Origin of the sequence: Phycicoccus sp. 3266 (genome assembly GCF_031456495.1) — a bacterium.
Classification (GTDB): Bacteria; Actinomycetota; Actinomycetes; order Actinomycetales; family Dermatophilaceae; genus Pedococcus.
In genome coordinates this window covers 464,167-480,579 of sequence record NZ_JAVDUW010000003.1, presented here as the reverse complement: position 1 = coordinate 480,579, position 16,413 = coordinate 464,167, and the positions used below count along the sequence as shown (strand labels likewise).

Annotated in this window: 17 protein-coding genes; 10 read left to right on the top strand and 7 right to left on the bottom strand. The window is 72.1% G+C overall.

Annotation, left to right across the window (positions count from 1 at the left end; genetic code table 11):
• Positions 1 to 323: 323 nt before the first annotated feature.
• Genes lnt through J2X64_RS16700 form a run of 3 tightly spaced genes read left to right on the top strand, consistent with a single transcriptional unit; the run spans position 324 to position 3,197 of the window.
• Positions 324 to 1,964, top strand: a complete 1,641-nt coding sequence (gene lnt / locus J2X64_RS16710) for an apolipoprotein N-acyltransferase (protein WP_310156915.1) — start codon at positions 324 to 326, stop codon at positions 1,962 to 1,964.
• Positions 1,957 to 2,730 (top strand): polyprenol monophosphomannose synthase, encoded by a 774-nt coding sequence (locus tag J2X64_RS16705; RefSeq protein ID WP_310156914.1) that lies wholly within the window; start codon positions 1,957 to 1,959, stop codon positions 2,728 to 2,730. The genes lnt and J2X64_RS16705 overlap by 8 nt, the downstream gene beginning before the upstream one ends.
• Entirely contained in the window at positions 2,715 to 3,197 is a 483-nt protein-coding gene (locus tag J2X64_RS16700) for an FxsA family protein (protein WP_310156912.1), read from the top strand. Before J2X64_RS16705 ends, J2X64_RS16700 begins: the two co-directional genes overlap by 16 nt.
• 78 nt (positions 3,198 to 3,275) lie before the next feature.
• Here J2X64_RS16700 and J2X64_RS16695 read toward each other — a convergent pair whose 3' ends face one another.
• The 4 genes from J2X64_RS16695 to J2X64_RS16680 all read right to left on the bottom strand — a co-directional run bounded on the left by J2X64_RS16695 (position 3,276) and on the right by J2X64_RS16680 (position 7,463).
• The gene (locus J2X64_RS16695; protein ID WP_310156909.1) at positions 3,276 to 3,635 is read right to left on the bottom strand and encodes an RNA polymerase-binding protein RbpA; all 360 of its coding nucleotides are present in this window, start codon (positions 3,633 to 3,635) and stop codon (positions 3,276 to 3,278) included.
• Between the two features lie 158 nt (positions 3,636 to 3,793).
• Positions 3,794 to 5,356: an MFS transporter gene (locus J2X64_RS16690; RefSeq protein ID WP_310156907.1), complete on the bottom strand. Its 1,563-nt coding sequence runs from the start codon at positions 5,354 to 5,356 to the stop codon at positions 3,794 to 3,796.
• A gap of 79 nt (positions 5,357 to 5,435) precedes the next feature.
• Positions 5,436 to 6,812 (bottom strand): D-alanyl-D-alanine carboxypeptidase family protein, encoded by a 1,377-nt coding sequence (locus J2X64_RS16685; RefSeq protein WP_310156905.1) that lies wholly within the window; start codon positions 6,810 to 6,812, stop codon positions 5,436 to 5,438.
• Between the two features lie 123 nt (positions 6,813 to 6,935).
• A complete protein-coding gene (locus J2X64_RS16680; RefSeq protein ID WP_310156904.1) occupies positions 6,936 to 7,463 on the bottom strand; it encodes a GNAT family N-acetyltransferase in 528 nt (175 codons plus the stop codon).
• Positions 7,464 to 7,569: 106 nt separating this feature from the next.
• Here J2X64_RS16680 and J2X64_RS16675 point away from each other — a divergent pair, with 106 nt between their 5' ends.
• The 3 genes from J2X64_RS16675 to J2X64_RS16665 all read left to right on the top strand — a co-directional run bounded on the left by J2X64_RS16675 (position 7,570) and on the right by J2X64_RS16665 (position 11,008).
• Positions 7,570 to 9,270, top strand: a complete 1,701-nt coding sequence (locus tag J2X64_RS16675; RefSeq protein ID WP_310156903.1) for an HAD family acid phosphatase — start codon at positions 7,570 to 7,572, stop codon at positions 9,268 to 9,270.
• Positions 9,271 to 9,389: 119 nt separating this feature from the next.
• On the top strand, positions 9,390 to 9,725 hold the full coding sequence (locus tag J2X64_RS16670; protein ID WP_310156901.1) for a single-stranded DNA-binding protein: 336 nt from the start codon (positions 9,390 to 9,392) through the stop codon (positions 9,723 to 9,725).
• A 101-nt stretch (positions 9,726 to 9,826) separates the two neighbouring features.
• The gene (locus J2X64_RS16665) at positions 9,827 to 11,008 is read left to right on the top strand and encodes a methyltransferase domain-containing protein (protein ID WP_310156899.1); all 1,182 of its coding nucleotides are present in this window, start codon (positions 9,827 to 9,829) and stop codon (positions 11,006 to 11,008) included.
• A gap of 16 nt (positions 11,009 to 11,024) precedes the next feature.
• Here J2X64_RS16665 and J2X64_RS16660 read toward each other — a convergent pair whose 3' ends face one another.
• Entirely contained in the window at positions 11,025 to 11,309 is a 285-nt protein-coding gene (locus J2X64_RS16660) for a WhiB family transcriptional regulator (protein WP_310156897.1), read from the bottom strand.
• A 224-nt stretch (positions 11,310 to 11,533) separates the two neighbouring features.
• On the opposite strand from J2X64_RS16660, the gene J2X64_RS16655 reads away from it, so the two are divergent.
• The 3 genes from J2X64_RS16655 to J2X64_RS16645 are packed head-to-tail and all read left to right on the top strand — an operon-like array spanning position 11,534 to position 14,242.
• Positions 11,534 to 12,520 (top strand): MerR family transcriptional regulator, encoded by a 987-nt coding sequence (locus tag J2X64_RS16655; protein WP_310156895.1) that lies wholly within the window; start codon positions 11,534 to 11,536, stop codon positions 12,518 to 12,520.
• A 22-nt stretch (positions 12,521 to 12,542) separates the two neighbouring features.
• Entirely contained in the window at positions 12,543 to 13,385 is an 843-nt protein-coding gene (locus tag J2X64_RS16650) for an aldo/keto reductase (RefSeq protein WP_310156893.1), read from the top strand.
• 5 nt (positions 13,386 to 13,390) lie between these two features.
• Positions 13,391 to 14,242 (top strand): DUF72 domain-containing protein, encoded by an 852-nt coding sequence (locus J2X64_RS16645; protein WP_310156891.1) that lies wholly within the window; start codon positions 13,391 to 13,393, stop codon positions 14,240 to 14,242.
• On the opposite strand, the gene J2X64_RS16640 is transcribed toward J2X64_RS16645, so the two are convergent.
• Together J2X64_RS16640 and J2X64_RS16635 are read right to left on the bottom strand one after the other, a co-directional pair.
• A complete protein-coding gene (locus J2X64_RS16640; protein ID WP_310156889.1) occupies positions 14,239 to 14,670 on the bottom strand; it encodes a DUF5655 domain-containing protein in 432 nt (143 codons plus the stop codon). The genes J2X64_RS16645 and J2X64_RS16640 overlap by 4 nt on opposite strands.
• A gap of 7 nt (positions 14,671 to 14,677) precedes the next feature.
• A complete protein-coding gene (locus tag J2X64_RS16635; protein WP_310156887.1) occupies positions 14,678 to 15,298 on the bottom strand; it encodes an L-threonylcarbamoyladenylate synthase in 621 nt (206 codons plus the stop codon).
• Positions 15,299 to 15,371: 73 nt separating this feature from the next.
• Between J2X64_RS16635 and tdh the strand changes: the two genes are divergently transcribed.
• The gene (gene tdh, locus J2X64_RS16630) at positions 15,372 to 16,409 is read left to right on the top strand and encodes an L-threonine 3-dehydrogenase (protein WP_310156886.1); all 1,038 of its coding nucleotides are present in this window, start codon (positions 15,372 to 15,374) and stop codon (positions 16,407 to 16,409) included.
• Positions 16,410 to 16,413 lie beyond the last annotated feature (4 nt).

Genomic DNA, 16,413 nt, shown 5'->3' with positions numbered 1-16,413 from the left:
TGCGACGATGGCGTGACGGGGTTCCGTCACGGCGCTTGACAGGGCATGTGGCGACGGTATGTTGGCCCTCGGTTGTTTCACCGCAACGACCGCGACAGGGGGATCCAGCACCGGGCACGGGGACGTGATGCACGGTGACGAGCGCGCGCAGTCACCGCCCGCCAGCACCGCAGTCCCACCCGAGCTGACACCCCGCCTCGCCGCGGTGGTGGACGACGACACGGCCCGCGCGCTCAGTAGACAACAGCGTGGGGATGGCACCCAGCCAGCCCCCTGCTGGTCCCAACGGCGGCGCGGGTCGTGCCGTGTCCTACCGTGGTGGCGTGCCGTCGCCTGTCCGTCGCGCCCGCGCCCTGGCCCGGGTCCTCGCCGCCGTCCTGTCGGGCCTGCTCACGGCACAGGCCTTCCCGACCTCGAACCACTGGTGGCTGGCCCCGGTGGGGGTGGCGCTGCTGTCGGCGGCCGTGCTCGGCGCGCGGTGGCGGCTCGCCGCGCTGGTGGGCCTGGCGCACGGCCTCGGCTTCTTCCTGCCGACCCTGTCCTGGACGGGCGTGTACGTCGGGAACCTGCCCTGGGTCGCCCTCGCCGTCCTGGAGTCGCTGTACCTCGCCGCGATGTGCCTGCTCACCGCGGTCGTGCAGCGCCCGCTGCTGGGCACCCGCTGGCGGCCCCTGGCATACGCCGTCGTCCCGCTCGCCTGGGTGCTCCAGGAGTGGGCGCGGGGCACCACCCCGTTCGGCGGCTTCCCGTGGGCCCGGCTCGCGTTCAGCCAGGCGGACAGCCCGCTGGCACCCTTCGCCCGGTATGCCGGTGCGCCGGGGCTGACCTTCGCGGTCGCCTGCGTCGGGGTGCTCGTGCACGTGCTGGGCCGCGAGGCGACCCACCGGCTGGGGCGCCCGCGCCACCGCGGTCCGCGCTCCGGCCGGCTGCTGCCCGCGCTGCTGGTGCTTGCTGCCGCCGCGCCCGCGGTGGCAGCCGTGGCCACCACCCCGCCCACCGACGGCCGGCGCGTCTCGGTCCTGTTCGTCCAGGGCAACGTCCCCAAGCCCGGCCTGGACTTCAACGCCGAGCGCCGCAAGGTGCTCGACAACCACGTGCAGGCGACCGTGCGGGCCACGGCCCACGAGACGACGCCGCCGACGCTCGTCGTCTGGCCGGAGAACTCCTCCGACATCGACCCGCTGGAGAACCTCGACGCCGCCGCCGACATCCGGCTGGCGGTCGTGACGGCCAAGGCCCCCGTCCTGGTCGGGGCGGTCCTCGACGGTCCCGGCCGCTACGTCTCCAACGCCTCGCTGTTCTACGGGCCCGAGGGGGGCGCGCCCCAGCGGTACGTCAAGCAGCACCCGGTCCCGTTCGCCGAGTACATCCCGTACCGCTCGTTCTTCCGGAACTTCAGCGACAAGGTCGACCTGGTCGCTCGCGACTTCACCAAGGGGGACCGGCCCGGCGCGTTCGAGGTCCCGGTCAGCGGGAGCCGCCCCTACTGGATCGTCCCGACCATCTGCTTCGAGGTCGCCTACGACGGCCTGATGCGGGACTCGACGCTGCAGCCCGGGAAGCGCGACAGCGTCCTGGCCGTGCAGACCAACAACGCGACGTTCGGCTTCACCGCCGAGTCCGAGCAGCAGTTCGCGATCAGCCGGATCCGCGCGATCGAGCACGGTCGCTCGATCGTCCACGTCTCCACGGTCGGCGTGAGCGGCTTCATCGCCCCCGACGGAACGTACGTCGACAAGACGTCGTTGTTCACGCAGGCGGCCCGGTACGGCTCGCCGGTCGTGCGCACGGAGGTCACCCCGTCCGACCGCATCGGACCGCTGCCGGGGTATGCCGCGGGGCTCGCCACCCTGCTGCTGCTGGGGTTGGGACTGTGGCTGGGTCGCCGGAACGCTAGGGTCGGGCGCACTGCCGCCGGCCCGTCCGAGCCGGCCGACCACGAGAGGGAACGCGTCGTTGTCTGACCGCACGATCGAGCGGGTGCTGGTGTGCATCCCCACCTACAACGAGCGCGAGAACCTGCCGGTCGTGGTCCGGCGCCTGCGCGCGTCCGTCCCCGCGGCCGAGATCCTCGTCCTGGACGACAACTCGCCCGACGGGACCGGCCAGGTGGCCGACGAGCTCGCGGCCGCCGACCCGCTCGTGCACGTGCTGCACCGAGCCGGCAAGGAGGGCCTGGGCCGCGCGTACCTCGCCGGGTTCGCCTGGGCGCTCGAGCACGGCTACGACGCCGTCGTGGAGATGGACGCCGACGGCTCGCACCAGCCCGAGCAGCTGCCGGCCCTGCTCGTCGCCGTGCAGGACGGCGCGGACCTCGTCATCGGGTCCCGGTGGGTCCGGGGTGGCTCGGTCGTCAACTGGCCGCTGCACCGCAAGGCGCTGTCGGTGGGCGGCAACCTCTACATCCGCGTCCTGCTCGGCATGCCGGTCAACGACGCGACGGCCGGCTACCGCGTCTACACCGCCGACGCCCTGCGCAAGATCGGCCTGCACGACGTGGCCTCGCAGGGCTACTCGTTCCAGACCGACCTCACCCGCCGGGCCGTCGCGCTCGGCATGCGGGTCGTGGAGGTGCCCATCACCTTCGTCGAGCGCGAGCTGGGCGACTCCAAGATGAGCGGCGACATCATGCGCGAGTCGCTGCAGCGCATCACCGTGTGGGGTGTGCACCACCGCGCCGACCAGCTGCGCCGGCTGCGCCGCAGGGAGGCCACGTGGCACCAGCTGTAGGACCCGCCCCGCGCGCCCGCCGTCGCCGCCCGCGGTGGCTCGCCGTGGTGTTCGCCCTGCTGCTGGTCGTGCCGATCCTCGAGATCGCCACGATCATCGCCGTCGGCAAGGTCATCGGCGGGTGGCAGACCCTCGTCCTGCTGCTGCTCGAGTCGGCGCTGGGTGCGTGGCTGGTCCGCCGGGAGGGCGCCCGTGCCTGGCGGGCACTGGTCACCGCGCTGAACACCGGCCAGATGCCCAGCCGCCAGCTCGCCGACGCGGCCCTCGTGCTGGTCGGGGGCACGCTGCTGCTCTCGCCGGGGTTCCTCACCGACGTCGTCGGCTTCGTCCTGATCCTGCCGGTGACCCGGCCGTTCGCGCGGCGGGCGCTCGAGGCCGTCGTCGCACGCCGGCTGCTGCGCGGCTTCTTCGGCGGTCGGGGGCGCGGGGGAGGGCCGCCGGACGTCATCGAGGGCCAGGTGCTCTGAGCGCGGCCCGGCGGAGGCCGCACAGACATGGCGAAGGCCGCGTCCCCGAAAGGGACGCGGCCTTCGTCCTGTCTGAGGTCAGGCGGTGCGCTTGCGGCGCGGCTTCTCGCCACGCGACTCGCGCAGCAGGGTCAGCCGCTCCTCGAGCAGCTCCTCGAGCTCGGGGATGCTGCGGCGCTCCAGGAGCATGTCCCAGTGCGTGCGCTGGTGCTTGACCGGCTTGTGCTCGGGCTCCGGGCCGTCGACCAGCCGGGCCTCCTCGCCGCACCGGCACTCCCAGGTGGGCGGGATCTCGGCCTCGATCGAGAAGGGGAGCTCGGTGCGGTGCCCCAAGGGGCACACGTACGCGGTGATCTGCCGTTCGCTAGGCACGACGTGCTCGTCGGTCTCCAGGCTGTGCGAGACCATCCGGCTGCCGCGGAGGGTGCGTTCTGCCATGAGGGGTTCTCCCAACGTATGGTGTCCCTGCCCGCTCGGATTCGGTCGGGGCTCCCGGGATTCGTTGTCGTCAACGCCGCGGATCGGCCGAATGTTCCGGCTGCGTCTACCCCTGGGGACGGACTGGGACGCCTGTACGTTGGCTGCTGTGACGCAGATCACACGACCTGCGGCACCTCGTTGCCGGCGTCGAGGATGCCCTGGCGCACGTCGACCCGCCGCAGGAGCACGAACCCGGCCACGAAGAAGACGATGAGAGCAACGATCGCCGGGCGGTAGGACCCGGTGACCTGGTGCACCAGGCCGAACAGCAGCGTCCCGAACCACGACGTCCCACGCTCCATGGCCTGGTAGAAGGCGAAGAACTCGGCCTCCCGCGCCTTGGGCACCAGCTGGCTGAAGAGGGACCGGCTCAGCGCCTGGCTACCGCCCAGGACGATGCCGATGAGCACGCCCAGGGCGATGAACGGGACGAACGCCTTCGCGGGGAGGAAGAACGCTGCCACGACGATGAGCGACCAGGCGACGAGCGACCCCAGGACGGTCCGCCACGCGCCGTAGCTGCGGGCGAGCCGGCCGAACAGCAGGGCGCCGCCGAAGGCGACGAACTGCACGAGCAGGATGAGGGCGATCAGCTGGCTCTGCTCGAACTTCAGCTGCTCGGCGCCGTACAGGCTGCTCGAGGTGATGACGGTCTGGATGCCGTCGTTGAAGAACAGGTAGGCGGCCAGGAACAGCAGCGTCTGCGGGAAGGCCCGCATGTCGCGGAAGGTGTGGCCGAGCTGCACCCAGCTGCCACGGACGATGCCCGCCGTCGGCACGTCGTTCCCTCGGATCCCGGCGCCGCGCAGGTCCCACAGGCCCTTGACCGGGATGATCGTGAACAGGCCCCACCACAGGCCGGCCGACAGCAGGCTGATCCGGACGGCGGTGCCCTTGTCAACGCCGATGAGGCCGGGTGCCGAGACGATGAGCAGGTTGAGGGCGAGCAGCAGGCCGCCGCCGAGGTAGCCCAGCGCCCACCCCTTGGACGAGACCGCGTCACGGTCGTCGGGGCTGGCGATGCGGCACAGGATGGCGTCGTAGACGACGAGCGAGGACCCGAGGGCGATCGTCGCGAGGATCATCATGCCTGCACCGAAGCGCCAGTTCTGGCCGTCGAGGAAGAACAGCAGCGACGCCGCCAGCGCGCCGGTCCAGGCGAACCCGCCGAGGAGCCGCGCGGGGCGCGGCGTCCGGTCGGCGACGGCGCCGACGAGGACCAGCAGGACCGCGGACAGGATGGTCGACAGGGTCACGGTGTACGAGGCGACCGAGCCCGGGTCGAGCGGGGCGGTGAGCACCAGGAGCACAGCGCCGAGCCCGGCGGCCCCGAGGGGGACTCCGAACGGCAGGGGAGCGGGGCGGTCGCGCACGAGCTGCGCCACGCCGGCGACCAGGAGCAGGAGGCCCAGGACGGTCAGGACCAGCGCTCCTCGCCAGACCCAGCCCGGTAGGTCGGCGGCAGCGGGGACGACGTGCAGGTTCGTGGCACACCGCAGGTCGGTGTCCTGGTCGGGGCACGCGGCCTTCTTCGCGACGGTGGTCAGGTAGGGCCCGAACAGCACCGTGCCGACGGTCGTGACGAACGCGGAGTTGGCCCAGTCGTACCAGTACCAGGGGCGCTTGTACCGGTCGGTGTCCGCGTAGAGCGCGTCCGGGGCGGACGCCTGTGTCGTCATGCGTGAAGGGTGGCACAGCGGGTCGGCGCGACCATGCGTATTGGTACCCAGACCCCGCGGGCGCGTCGCACCCCGCAGGTCAGCCCGCGAACTCCCAGTGCCACGGCTCGGGCAGCGCACCCTGCGGCTCGGCCCAGTCGGGGTGGAACCAGCCGTAGAGGGGGGCGTTCTGCACCATCCACAGGTGGGCCGGGTTGCCGAAGTCCTCGACGCCGCCGCACAGGTCCACGGCGTGGCCCAGACCGTGCTCGCTCGTGCCGGGCTCGGCCGCCCACTTCCCGCGGCTCGCCTTGACCGCCACCTGCTCGGCATACGACCGGTAGGAGTCGGTGATGCACAGCGGCTTCCCCGTGTCCTTCTGGTACGCGAGGCTCATCTCGTTGAACGCGGCCGCGGCGCTCGGCCGCAGGCTCTGGCTGGGGTCGCCCACGAGCGGGCACAGGCCGGCCGCGGGGATCTGCCCGTTGGGGTAGTCGTTCTCGTTGGTGCTGCACGGCTTCACCGAGCCGTCCGCCGACACCCCCGGGACGACGAGCGCCTTGCGCAGCCGCTTGAACGCGTCGACCGCCGCCGGGTCGCCGCTGCCGAGCAGCAGCCCCGCCACCGGGCCCGCCTTCGACACCTGCTGTGCATGCAGGGCCCGGGTCGTCTCGAGCTGGGACTTCTGCTCGGCGATGACCACGTCGAGCTGGTCCTTGGCCGTCTTGGCGGCTGCCGCCGCCTCCGTGGCCCGGGTGCTGGCCTCGACAGCGCTGACGGCGACCGAGCGCTGCAGCTCGGTCTGGTTCTGCACGCGCGCGAACGCCCCAGCCCTCAGGTCGCTCAGGTAGGACAGCTGGGCGGCACTGTCGCTGGCCTCGGCCGGCGGCTCGCCCAAGGTGTCGAGCAGCGCGCCCACGTCCGTGATGGTGCCGCCGGTCCCGGCATACGCGAGGTAGGCCCACTGGGCGAGGGCGCGGCGGTCCTGGCCCATCTGGCTGCTGAGGCGCTGGTACAGCGCGACGTCGCGGGCAGCCTCGTCACGCGCGGCGCGCTCCTGCGTCGTGGCCTCGGAGTACTGCTGCAGCAGCGCGTTGGCCTGGACGGCCAGGCGAGACAGCTTCTCGGCCGCCGCGGCGATCCCGGCGTTGGTGCGGCCGAGGTCCGCGGTCAGTGCGTCGGCCTTGGCGATCTGGGCGGCGACGTCAGCGGGGCTGAGGGTCCGCTCACCGGCGGCACCGGGGGTGGCGGTGGCCCTGCCGGTGACGTCGCCCGTGCCCACCGTCGGCCCGGAGGCCGGCGTCGTGACCGTGCCGGTCGGGCCGGTCGTGGGGCTGGTCGCACCGGTGGGGGTCGTGGCGGGTGTGACGACTGTGGTCGATGTGACTGACGGGGAGGCGTGTGCCGGTGCTGCTCCTGCCAGCGCCACGGCCGCGAGTGCTGCTGCCGCGAGGCCGGCGCGTCCCAACAGCGCCACGTCTCGTCCTGTCCACCCCTGCCGCCGGACCCCCGGCGGACGAACTGCCATCCTCCACGACCCTAGCCCGACCTGCACGGATTGCGTCTCCTGCGTTTGGTCGAGAGGGGGTCGACCGGTCGGTCAGGCCTGGCCCGCCGCGAGCTCCTTGACCATGAGCCCGACCTGGTGGCCCTGAGGACCGAGGGTGCCCACCTCGACGAAGCCGCGTGCCCGGTGGAACGCCAGGGACGGCTCGTTCGGCGGGTCGACGTTCACCTCGAGGGCCAGCCGCCCCGCGTCGGCGGCCCGCGCCTCGACGAGGTCGTAGACGCGCGAAGCCAGGCCGCGCCGGCGGAACCGGTCGTCCACGACGATGCGGTCGAGGTAGAGGAAGCCGGCGCCGTAGCGCTGGGCGAACCAGCGGTAGTTCTCCGAGTCGTAGTCGCTGCCCGGGCCGAAGGTGAGGACGAAGCCCGCGACCTGCTCGTCCGCCGTGATGACGTCGGCGCGCTCGCTCCACCCGACCAGCCGCTCGAGCCTCGCCTCGTCCAGCGGGGAGAGCAGCTCGACGTGCGTGGCGTTGAGGTGCAGCACAGCCGGGACGTCCGCCTCGGTCAGGGGACGCAGGACGCCGTCGGCAGGGGAGGGGAGCGGGGGAGCGGGGGCCATGGAGGCGAGTGTGCCACCCATGACAAATGTCACTTCCGCCCACGTCAGCGGGTTGCGTAGCCTCCCGCGGTCACCCCTCTCCGCGCGACCGTCAGGAGCTCGTCACATGAGTCGACCCACCCAGCACGAAGGGGTCGGCTCGACCGCACCCCGCACCCGGCGAGGGGCGGTGGTCGCAGGCGTCGCGACCCTGGCCCTGGCCGCCGCCGCCGTCTCGGTCGCGGCCCCCGCCAGCGCCCACGGCACGGACGACCACCACGGGCGGCAGGACCGTCGCGACCAGCGGCTCGCGCCCCGCACCCACTTCACGATGAAGGACGACGGGTCCAGCGGCTACACGACCAGCGGTGAGGGCATCCCCAACATCGACTCGGTGAAGAAGACCATCTACGCCTACTACGGCGACCCCAAGGGCACCGGCGCCGCGAACCCGACCGACTCGCCCTACGTGCGCGAGATGGCCGGCATCCTCGCCCGGGAGCGCCAGCAGCTGCCGCGCCTGCTCGCCGACGCGAAGCGCCACCACGAGAAGCCGGCCATCGTGTTCGACGCCGACGACACGACGCTGTGGACCTACCAGATGGAGGTGGGGGACATGAAGTTCGTGTTCACCCCCCAAGCGCAGGCCCCGTGGGTCGACGGGGAGAAGATGCCCGCCGTACCCGGCATGGTCGACTTCGTCAACGACGCGCAGGCCATGGGCTTCACGGTCTTCGGGCTCACCGGCCGCAGCGACAGCCAGAAGGCGCACACGCTCGGCAACCTCGCCAAGGTCGGCTACACCGCCTTCACCGCGGACAGGTACTTCACCAAGTTCAACTCAGGGACGACGCCGCCGGCCTACCTCACCTGTGCGGCCGTGACGACCTGCACGACCGTCGAGTACAAGGCGGGCACGCGCAAGCACATCGAGCAGGACCTCGGCTACGACATCGCCCTCAACGTCGGCGACCAGTTCTCCGACCTGCAGGGCGGCTACGCCGACCACTACCTCAAGCTGCCGAACCCGACGTACTACCTGCCGTCGCCGGACCTGCCCGGCGTCAAGGAGCCGTGGCTCGCGCCGCGCACGCACTTCACCATGGAGCCGGACGGCTCGAGCGGCCTGACCCAGGGCGGCGAGGGCATCCCCAACATCGACTCGGTGAAGAAGACCATCTACGCCTACTACGGCGACCCGAAGGGCACCGGCACCGCGGCCACGACCTCGTCGCGCTACATCTCCGAGATGGCCACGATCGAGAAGCAGCAGCGCACGCGCCTGCTGCAGACCTGCGCCACGGAGTCCCAGGAGGGCCGCAAGCCGGCGGTCGTGCTCGACGCCGACGACACCACCCTGTGGGGCTACAACATGGAGGTCGGTGACATGAAGTTCGTCTTCACCCCGGCCGCCCAGGCGCCCTGGGTCAACGAGGGCAAGTTCCCGGCGACGCCGGGCATGGTCGACCTCGTCAACGCGGCCGCGCAGGCCGGCTGCACGCTCGTCGGCCTCACCGGTCGCAACGACACCCAGAAGGACGCGACCCTGGCGAACCTCGCCAAGGTCGGGTACCAGGGCTTCACGCCGGAGACCTACTTCACCAAGTGGGTCAGCGGCTCGACCCCGCCGTCGTACGTGACGAAGTCGGACTGCGTGGCGTACCCGAGCTGCACGACCATCGAGTACAAGTCGACCGTCCGCAAGCACGTCGAGGACGACCTCGGCTACGACGTGGTGGCCAACTTCGGGGACCAGTTCAGCGACCTCATCGGCGGCCACGCCGACCGGTCGGTCAAGCTGCCGAACCCGATGTACTACCTGCCCTGACCAGCGGTCGGCTGCCCTGAGGGCAGTCGTCCACAGGCCCAGCCGCGACCGGTCCCCGTCCACAGGGGGTACCGGTCGCGGTTGGTGTCGTCCTGCCCCCGGACGGCACCATCGAACACATGATCGAGACAGGGGAGTGGGCCAACGAGGTGCGCCTCGTGGGCAGGGTGAGCGGCAGCGGCCAGGAGCGCGAGCTGCCCAGCGGGGACGAGGTGGTGTCGCTGCGCATCGTCGTCCCGAGGACGGGCCGGGCGCCGCGGAAGTCGGCGGCGAGCGTCGACACGATCGACGTCGCGTGCTGGACGACGCGGGTGCGCCGGACGGCCCGCGGCCTGGCCGACGGTGACGTGGTGGAGGTCGAGGGCGCGCTGCGGCGCCGGTTCTTCCGCGCCGGTTCGGGCGCCGTCAGCCGGTACGAGGTGGAGGCGACGGCGGTGCGACGCGTGCGCCGCTGAAACGGTTCTCTACCGCGCCGATAATCGACATTATGTCATTACGGCGTGGCGGAGAGCGGGGTTGCCGGGGCCGCGGACGGGGCCGGCACTACCCTGCTCCGGTGCAGTGCGACTACTTCGACGCCGGCGTGTGCCGCTCGTGCACGTTCATGGGCCTCCCGTATGCCGCGCAGCTCGCCGACAAGGACGCGTCCGTGCGATCGGCACTCGCCGCCCACGTCGACGATGCGCTCTGGCTCCAGCCGTTCTCCGGCCCGGAGTCCGGGTTCCGCAACAAGGCCAAGCTCGTCGTCGGCGGACGACGCGGCGCCCCTGCGCTCGGCATCCTCGCCGACCGCGGCGCAGTCGCCGACCTCACGCGGTGCGGCCTCTACGAGCCGGTCCTGGCGGACGCCGTCCGCGCCCTGCCGGGCGTGGTCGCCCGCAGCGGCCTGACCCCGTACGACGTCGCGCGTCGCTCGGGCGAGCTCAAGAACATCCTGATGACGGCATCGCCGGACCACGAGCTCATGGTCCGCTTCGTGCTGCGCTCGCCGGGTCAGCTCCCCCGCCTGCGCGAGGCGCTCCAGGATCTCCGCACCACGCTTCCCCGCGCCACGGTCGTCACGGCCAACCTGCTCCCGGAGCACAAGGCCGTGCTCGAGGGTCCCGAGGAGGTCGTCCTCACCGAGGCGGACTCCCTGACGATGCGGGTGGACGACGTGGGGCTCCACCTGCGTCCCCAGAGCTTCTTCCAGACCAACACGACCGTCGCCACGGGCCTGTACCGGCAGGTGACCGACTGGGTGCGCGCCGTGGGCGCGACCTCGCTGTGGGACCTGTACTGCGGTGTCGGCGGCTTCGCACTGCACGCCCTGCGGGCCGGCGCCGTCCGGGCCGTCCGCGGTCTCGAGGTCTCCCCCGCCGCCGTCGACAGCGCCAACCGCACGGCCAGGGAGATGGGCGCAGCACCCGGGACCGCGGTCTTCGAGGCCGGTGACGCCACGCAGGACCTCGGGCCGGCCCGGGACGCGAATGCGTCCGGCGAGCCGGCGGGAACCACACCGGGCTCCCCCGAGGTCCTCGTCGTCAACCCCCCGCGGCGTGGCATCGGGGGCGACCTCGCGGCGCGTATCGAGCACTGGCCCGACCTGCGCCACGTCGTCTACTCCAGCTGCAACGTCACGTCACTCTCGCGTGACCTTGCCGCCATGCCGTCCCTGCGCGTGCGCGCGGCACGGCTCTTCGACATGTTCCCGCAGAGCGCCCACCACGAGGTGGCGGTCCTGCTCGAGCGGGTGTGAGTCCGTGACCCGACCCTCAGACCGCGGCCTGGCGACGGACCATGACCTCGCGCTCCTCCGGGGTGGTCCCACCCCAGACGCCGTACGGCTCGCGCACCTTGAGTGCGTGCGACAGGCAGGCCTGCACGACCGGGCACGTGGCGCACAGCGCCTTGGCCGCCGCCTCCCGAGCCATCCGACGCTTGCCGCGCTCAGCCTCACCGAAGAAGAACTGGTCCGGGCTGCTGCTCCGGCAGGCCCCCTCGAGCTGCCAGTCGTAGTTGTCCATGAGGGGCTTCGGCAGCCGCTTGATGTTGCCCACGTCCATTGGGTGTCCCGTCCTGTTCGCTGGTGGAGAACTTCGTCGGTGCGGAAAAATCTTGGCACAACCTGTTCAGGTGTGTGTCAGCAACTTATGCAAAACCGCTTCACTATGCAAGACCCTCGAATAAGTTCTAGAGTGGGGCATGCCCGGAAGACCATGCAGACGGTGACAGGAACCCGTCGACAGGGAAGCCGGGCGCTAACTGTGAGGAGTGGTACCGCGTGACCTCCGGAACCGACCGCAACCCGGACGCCGCCGTGCGACCGGTGTCGGAACCGATCCCCGACACGGCGACGTCCACCGACCTCGACTGGTCGGTGGGTCGGGTGGCCGACCGTCTCGGCATCCCCACCGCGACGCTGCGCACCTGGGACCGGCGCTACGGCGTCGGACCCTCCCAGCGCACCGCCGGCGGGCACCGGCGCTACTCCGAGGAGGACATCCGCCGGGTGCGGGTCATGTCCCGCTTCATCGACAAGGGGGTGCCGGCGCAGTCGGCGGCCCGGGTCGCCTCGGCGATGGACACCACCCGGCTGCAGATCGAGACCGCCGAGGACCACCCCGCCGACGTCGGCGGCGACCGCGGGCGCGTCGCGGCCATCACCAGCGCCGCCCTGGCGCTGGACCCCGAGTCCCTGTCGCGCCTGTACCAGGCCACCCTGCGCGAGCGTGACCTCGTGAGCGCGTGGACGGACGTGTTCGCACCCGCCATGCGTGAGATCGGCGAGCAGTGGGGCACCGGGACGCTCGGCGTGGAGTCCGAGCACCTCGCCAGCGAGATGCTCGTCACCGAGCTCCGTGCCGTCGTCGCGGCCAGCCGCCCGCAGCGGGTCCACCAGGACGTCATCCTGGCCAGCGCGGACGAGGAGCAGCACTATCTCCCCCTCCTGGCCCTCCAGGCCGAGCTGGCCCGCCAGGGCCTCGGCGTGTCCTACCTCGGGCCACGGATGCCCACCCACGCCCTGAGCTCGGTGATGCGCACCCGCCGCCCCGACCGGGTCTTCCTCTGGGCGTCGTTGTCCCGGGCGAGCAACGAGCCCATCTGGCAGACGCTCAACGTCATCGACCACCCGATGCTGCTCGTCATCGGCGGCCCGGGCTGGCCCGACAACACTCCCCCGGTGTCGCCGCACGTCACCGTGGCCCGGGCGAACGACCTCGCCACGGCCGCGAGCCTGCTGATGCACCCTCCCGAGTCGCGTTCCTGAGCCGTCCTCGTACGGTGTGTCCATGGCGACCCAGGACCTCACCTACCGGCTCAACGACGGCACCGCGGTGCCCCTCATCGGCTTCGGCACCTACCCGCTGCGCGGGGAGGAGGGCATCGCGGCGATGACGAGCGCGCTCGAGGCGGGCTACCGGTACCTCGACAGCGCCGTGAACTACGAGAACGAGGCCGAGGTCGGCGAGGCCCTGCGCCGCAGCGGCATCCCGCGCGAGGAGGTACGGCTCGCGACCAAGGTCCCCGGCCGGTTCCACGCCAAGGACCTCGCGCTGCGCTCCCTCGCGGACTCCGCCCAGCGACTCGGCGTCGAGCAGCTCGACGTCGCGCTCATCCACTGGCCGAACCCCAGCCAGGGCCTGTACCCGCAGGCCTGGCAGGCACTCGTCCAGGCGCAGCGCGACGGCCTGGTCCGCACCATCGGCGTCAGCAACTTCACGCGGACGCACCTCGAGCGCATCATCGACGACACGGGCGTGACGCCGGCGCTGAACCAGGTCGAGCTGCACCCGTACTTCCCCCAGCAGCAGCTGCGGGCGACGCACGAGGAGCTGGGGATCCGCACCCAAGCGTGGAGCCCGTTGGGCAAGAACCCCACCCCGTTCCACGAGCCGGCTGTGGCCGAGGCGGCGCAGGCCCACGGCGTGAGCCCGGCGCAGGTGGTGCTCCGTTGGCACGTCCAGCTCGGCTCGATGCCGCTGCCGAAGTCGGGGACGCCGGCGCGCCAGGCGGAGAACCTCGACGTGCTGGGGTTCGAGCTCACCGAGGCGGAGGTGGGTGCGATCAGCGCCCTCGAGCGGGCCGACGGGCGTCGCTTCGGCGGCGACCCGGACACGCACGAGGAGATGTAGCGCCGGTGGACCGGCAGGGGCAGGCCTGGGTGGGGACGTCCGGGTGGCTGTACCCGCGGTGGCGCGGCGACTTCTACCCCAAGGGCCTGCGCCAGCGCGACGAGCTGTCCTACCTCGCGGGTCGGGTCACGTCGATCGAGGTGAACGCCTCGTTCTACTCGCTGCGCCGCCCCAGCACGTATGCCGGGTGGCGCAGCGCGGTGCCCGACGGCTACCCCCTGGCCGTCAAGGGCGGTCGCTTCGTCACCCACCTCAAGCGGCTCCGCGGGGTGGAGACGGGCCTGGCGAACTTCTTCGCGTCGGGGCCGCTGGCTCTCGGGCCCAGCCTCGGCCCGGTCCTGTGGCAGCTGCCGGAGCGGGTCGAGTTCGACGCAGCTCTGGTGCGCGACTTCCTCGACCTGCTCCCCCGCACGACGACGGCCATGGCCGCCCTCACCCGCCGCCACGACGACAAGCTGGCCGACGACCGGGTCCTGACCAAGCCCGGGACGCACCGTCCCGTGCGGCACGCGCTCGAGCCACGCCACGCCTCCTTCGACACCGACGAGGCACGGGCGCTGCTGCGGGAGAAGGACGTGGCCATGGTGCACGCCGACACCGCCGGGCGGTTCCCCACCATCGGCGACGGGACGGCGTCGTTCCACTACGTGCGGCTGCACGGGGAGCAACGGCTCTACGGGGGCGGCTACTCCGCCGCCACGCTCGCGTCGTGGGCCGAGCAGCTGCACCGGTGGACGGCCGCCGGCGAGGACGCGTACGTGTACTTCGACAACGACGCGGACGGCCGGGCGCCCTACGACGCGGTGCGGCTGATCGACCGGGTCGGCGAACGGGCCGGCCCGGCGCCGACCGCCTAGGCCCCGGGCTCCGGAGCCCCGGGCCGGGCGGAGGACCCGGTCGACGGCCCGGCGGCGGCCGCGGCCTGCCGCAGCAGGTCGACCACCTCCACGTCGACGTCGCCCGGTCCCGCCAGCTCCACGTGGTGCATCCAGGTCCCCGGCGAGGAGTGCGCCACCTCCTTCACCCTGGCGTGGGACAGCTCGCGTGGCAGCGCCACGGACAGGACCAGGGGGACGGTGCTGCGGACGTACTGGCCCGGTCGCCAGGCGTACGCGAAGCCCCGGCGTCGGGACCACGCCACCTGGCTGCGGGTCACCCGCTCGCGCGCGCCGCCCAGCTCGTCGACCGCGCCGCGCAGGGCGCGGTACACCGCCAACGACGCGGGATGCCCGGCGAACAGCTCCTCCGGTCCCCCAGGGAGCTCGCGCGCACGTGCCGCCGCCACGACCGGCTCACTCGAACGGGGTGGGGTCCCCCGCGCCGACCCGGGTGACGACCGGCGTGCCGTCGGAGTAGTCGACGACGGTGGTCGGCTCGGTGCCGCACTCCCCCGAGTCGATGACCGCGTCGACGAGGTGGTCCAGCTCGTCCTTGACGACCCAGCCCTCCGTCATGGGCTCCTCGTGCCCGGGCAGGATCAGCGTGCTGGACAGCAGCGGCTCCCCCAGCTCGTCGAGCAGCGCCTGCACCACCCGCGAGTCGGGGATGCGGACGCCGACGGTCTTCTTCTTCGGGTGCAGCAGCCGGCGGGGCACCTCCTTGGTGCCGGGCAGGATGAACGTGTACGGGCCCGGCGTCGCGGCCTTGACCGCCCGGAACACCGCGTTGTCGATGTGCGCGAGCTGCCCCAGCTGGGCGAAGTCACGGCACACGAGCGTGAAGTGGTGGCGGTCGTCGAGGTGGCGGATGCGCAGGATCCGCTCCTTGCCCTCCTGATTGCCCAGGGCGCAGCCGAGCGCGTAGCCGGAGTCCGTCGGGTACGCCACGAGGCCGCCCTCGCGGATCAGGGCGACCGCCTGCCCGATGGCCCGTGGCTGGGGGTCGACCGGGTGGACGTCGAGGTAGCGGGCCATGGCCGAACTGTATGCCGCGGCGCCGGGCACCGCGGCATACAGGAGCTCTCGCGGGGGTCACTAGGGTGGGCGCGTGCGCGCACTCGTGAAGACCCACGCGGGTCCTGGTCTGGAGCTGTTGGACGTCCCCGAGCCGGTGGTGGGGCCGATGGACGTGAAGATCCGGGTGTTGCGGGCGGGGCTGTGCGGGACCGACCTGCACCTGGAGCAGTGGGACGACTGGGCGGCCTCGACGGTGCAGGCGCCGATGACGATCGGGCACGAGTTCTACGGCGAGGTCGTGCAGGTCGGTGAGGACGTCACGTCGGTGCGGGTGGGTCAGCGGGCCTCCGGCGAGGGCCACATCGTGTGTGGCACGTGCCGCAACTGCCGGGCCGGGCGGCGGCACATGTGCATCCACACGCAGGGGGTGGGGGTGAACCGGGACGGGGCGTTCGCGGACTTCGTGGTCATCCCGGCCTCGAACGTGTGGGTGCAGCCCGAGGACCTGGACCCAAACCTGGGGGCGGTGTTCGACCCGTTCGGCAACGCGGTGCACACGGCGCTGCAGTTTCCCATGGCCGGTGAGGACGTGGTGATCACCGGGGCGGGGCCGATCGGGGTGATGGCCGCGGCGCTGGCCCGGCACGTGGGCGCCCGGCACGTGGTCGTGACCGACGTGAGCGACTACCGGCTGGGGCTGGCCAAGGACGCCGGGGCGGACCTGGTCGTCAACGCCGCGACCAGCAACCTGCGCCAGGCGATGGGCGAGCTGGGCATGCGTGAGGGCTTCGACGTCGGCCTGGAGATGTCCGGGGTGCCGTCGGCGGTGGAGGACATGCTGGCGAACATGAACCACGGCGGCCGGGTGGCGATGCTCGGGCTGCCGAAGGACCCGTTCGCGATCGACTGGGGCCGGGTGATCACGCACATGATCACCATCAAGGGCATCTACGGCCGGGAGATGTACGACACCTGGTACGCGATGAGCTCGATGCTGGGCAGCAGCGAGGTGCTGCGGGCGCGGGTGGCGTCGGTGATCACCCACCGCTTCCCGGCCGAGCAGTGGCAGGACGCGTTCGCCGCGGCCCGGTCCGGGCACTGCGGCAAGGTCATTCTGGACTGGAGCTGAAAGG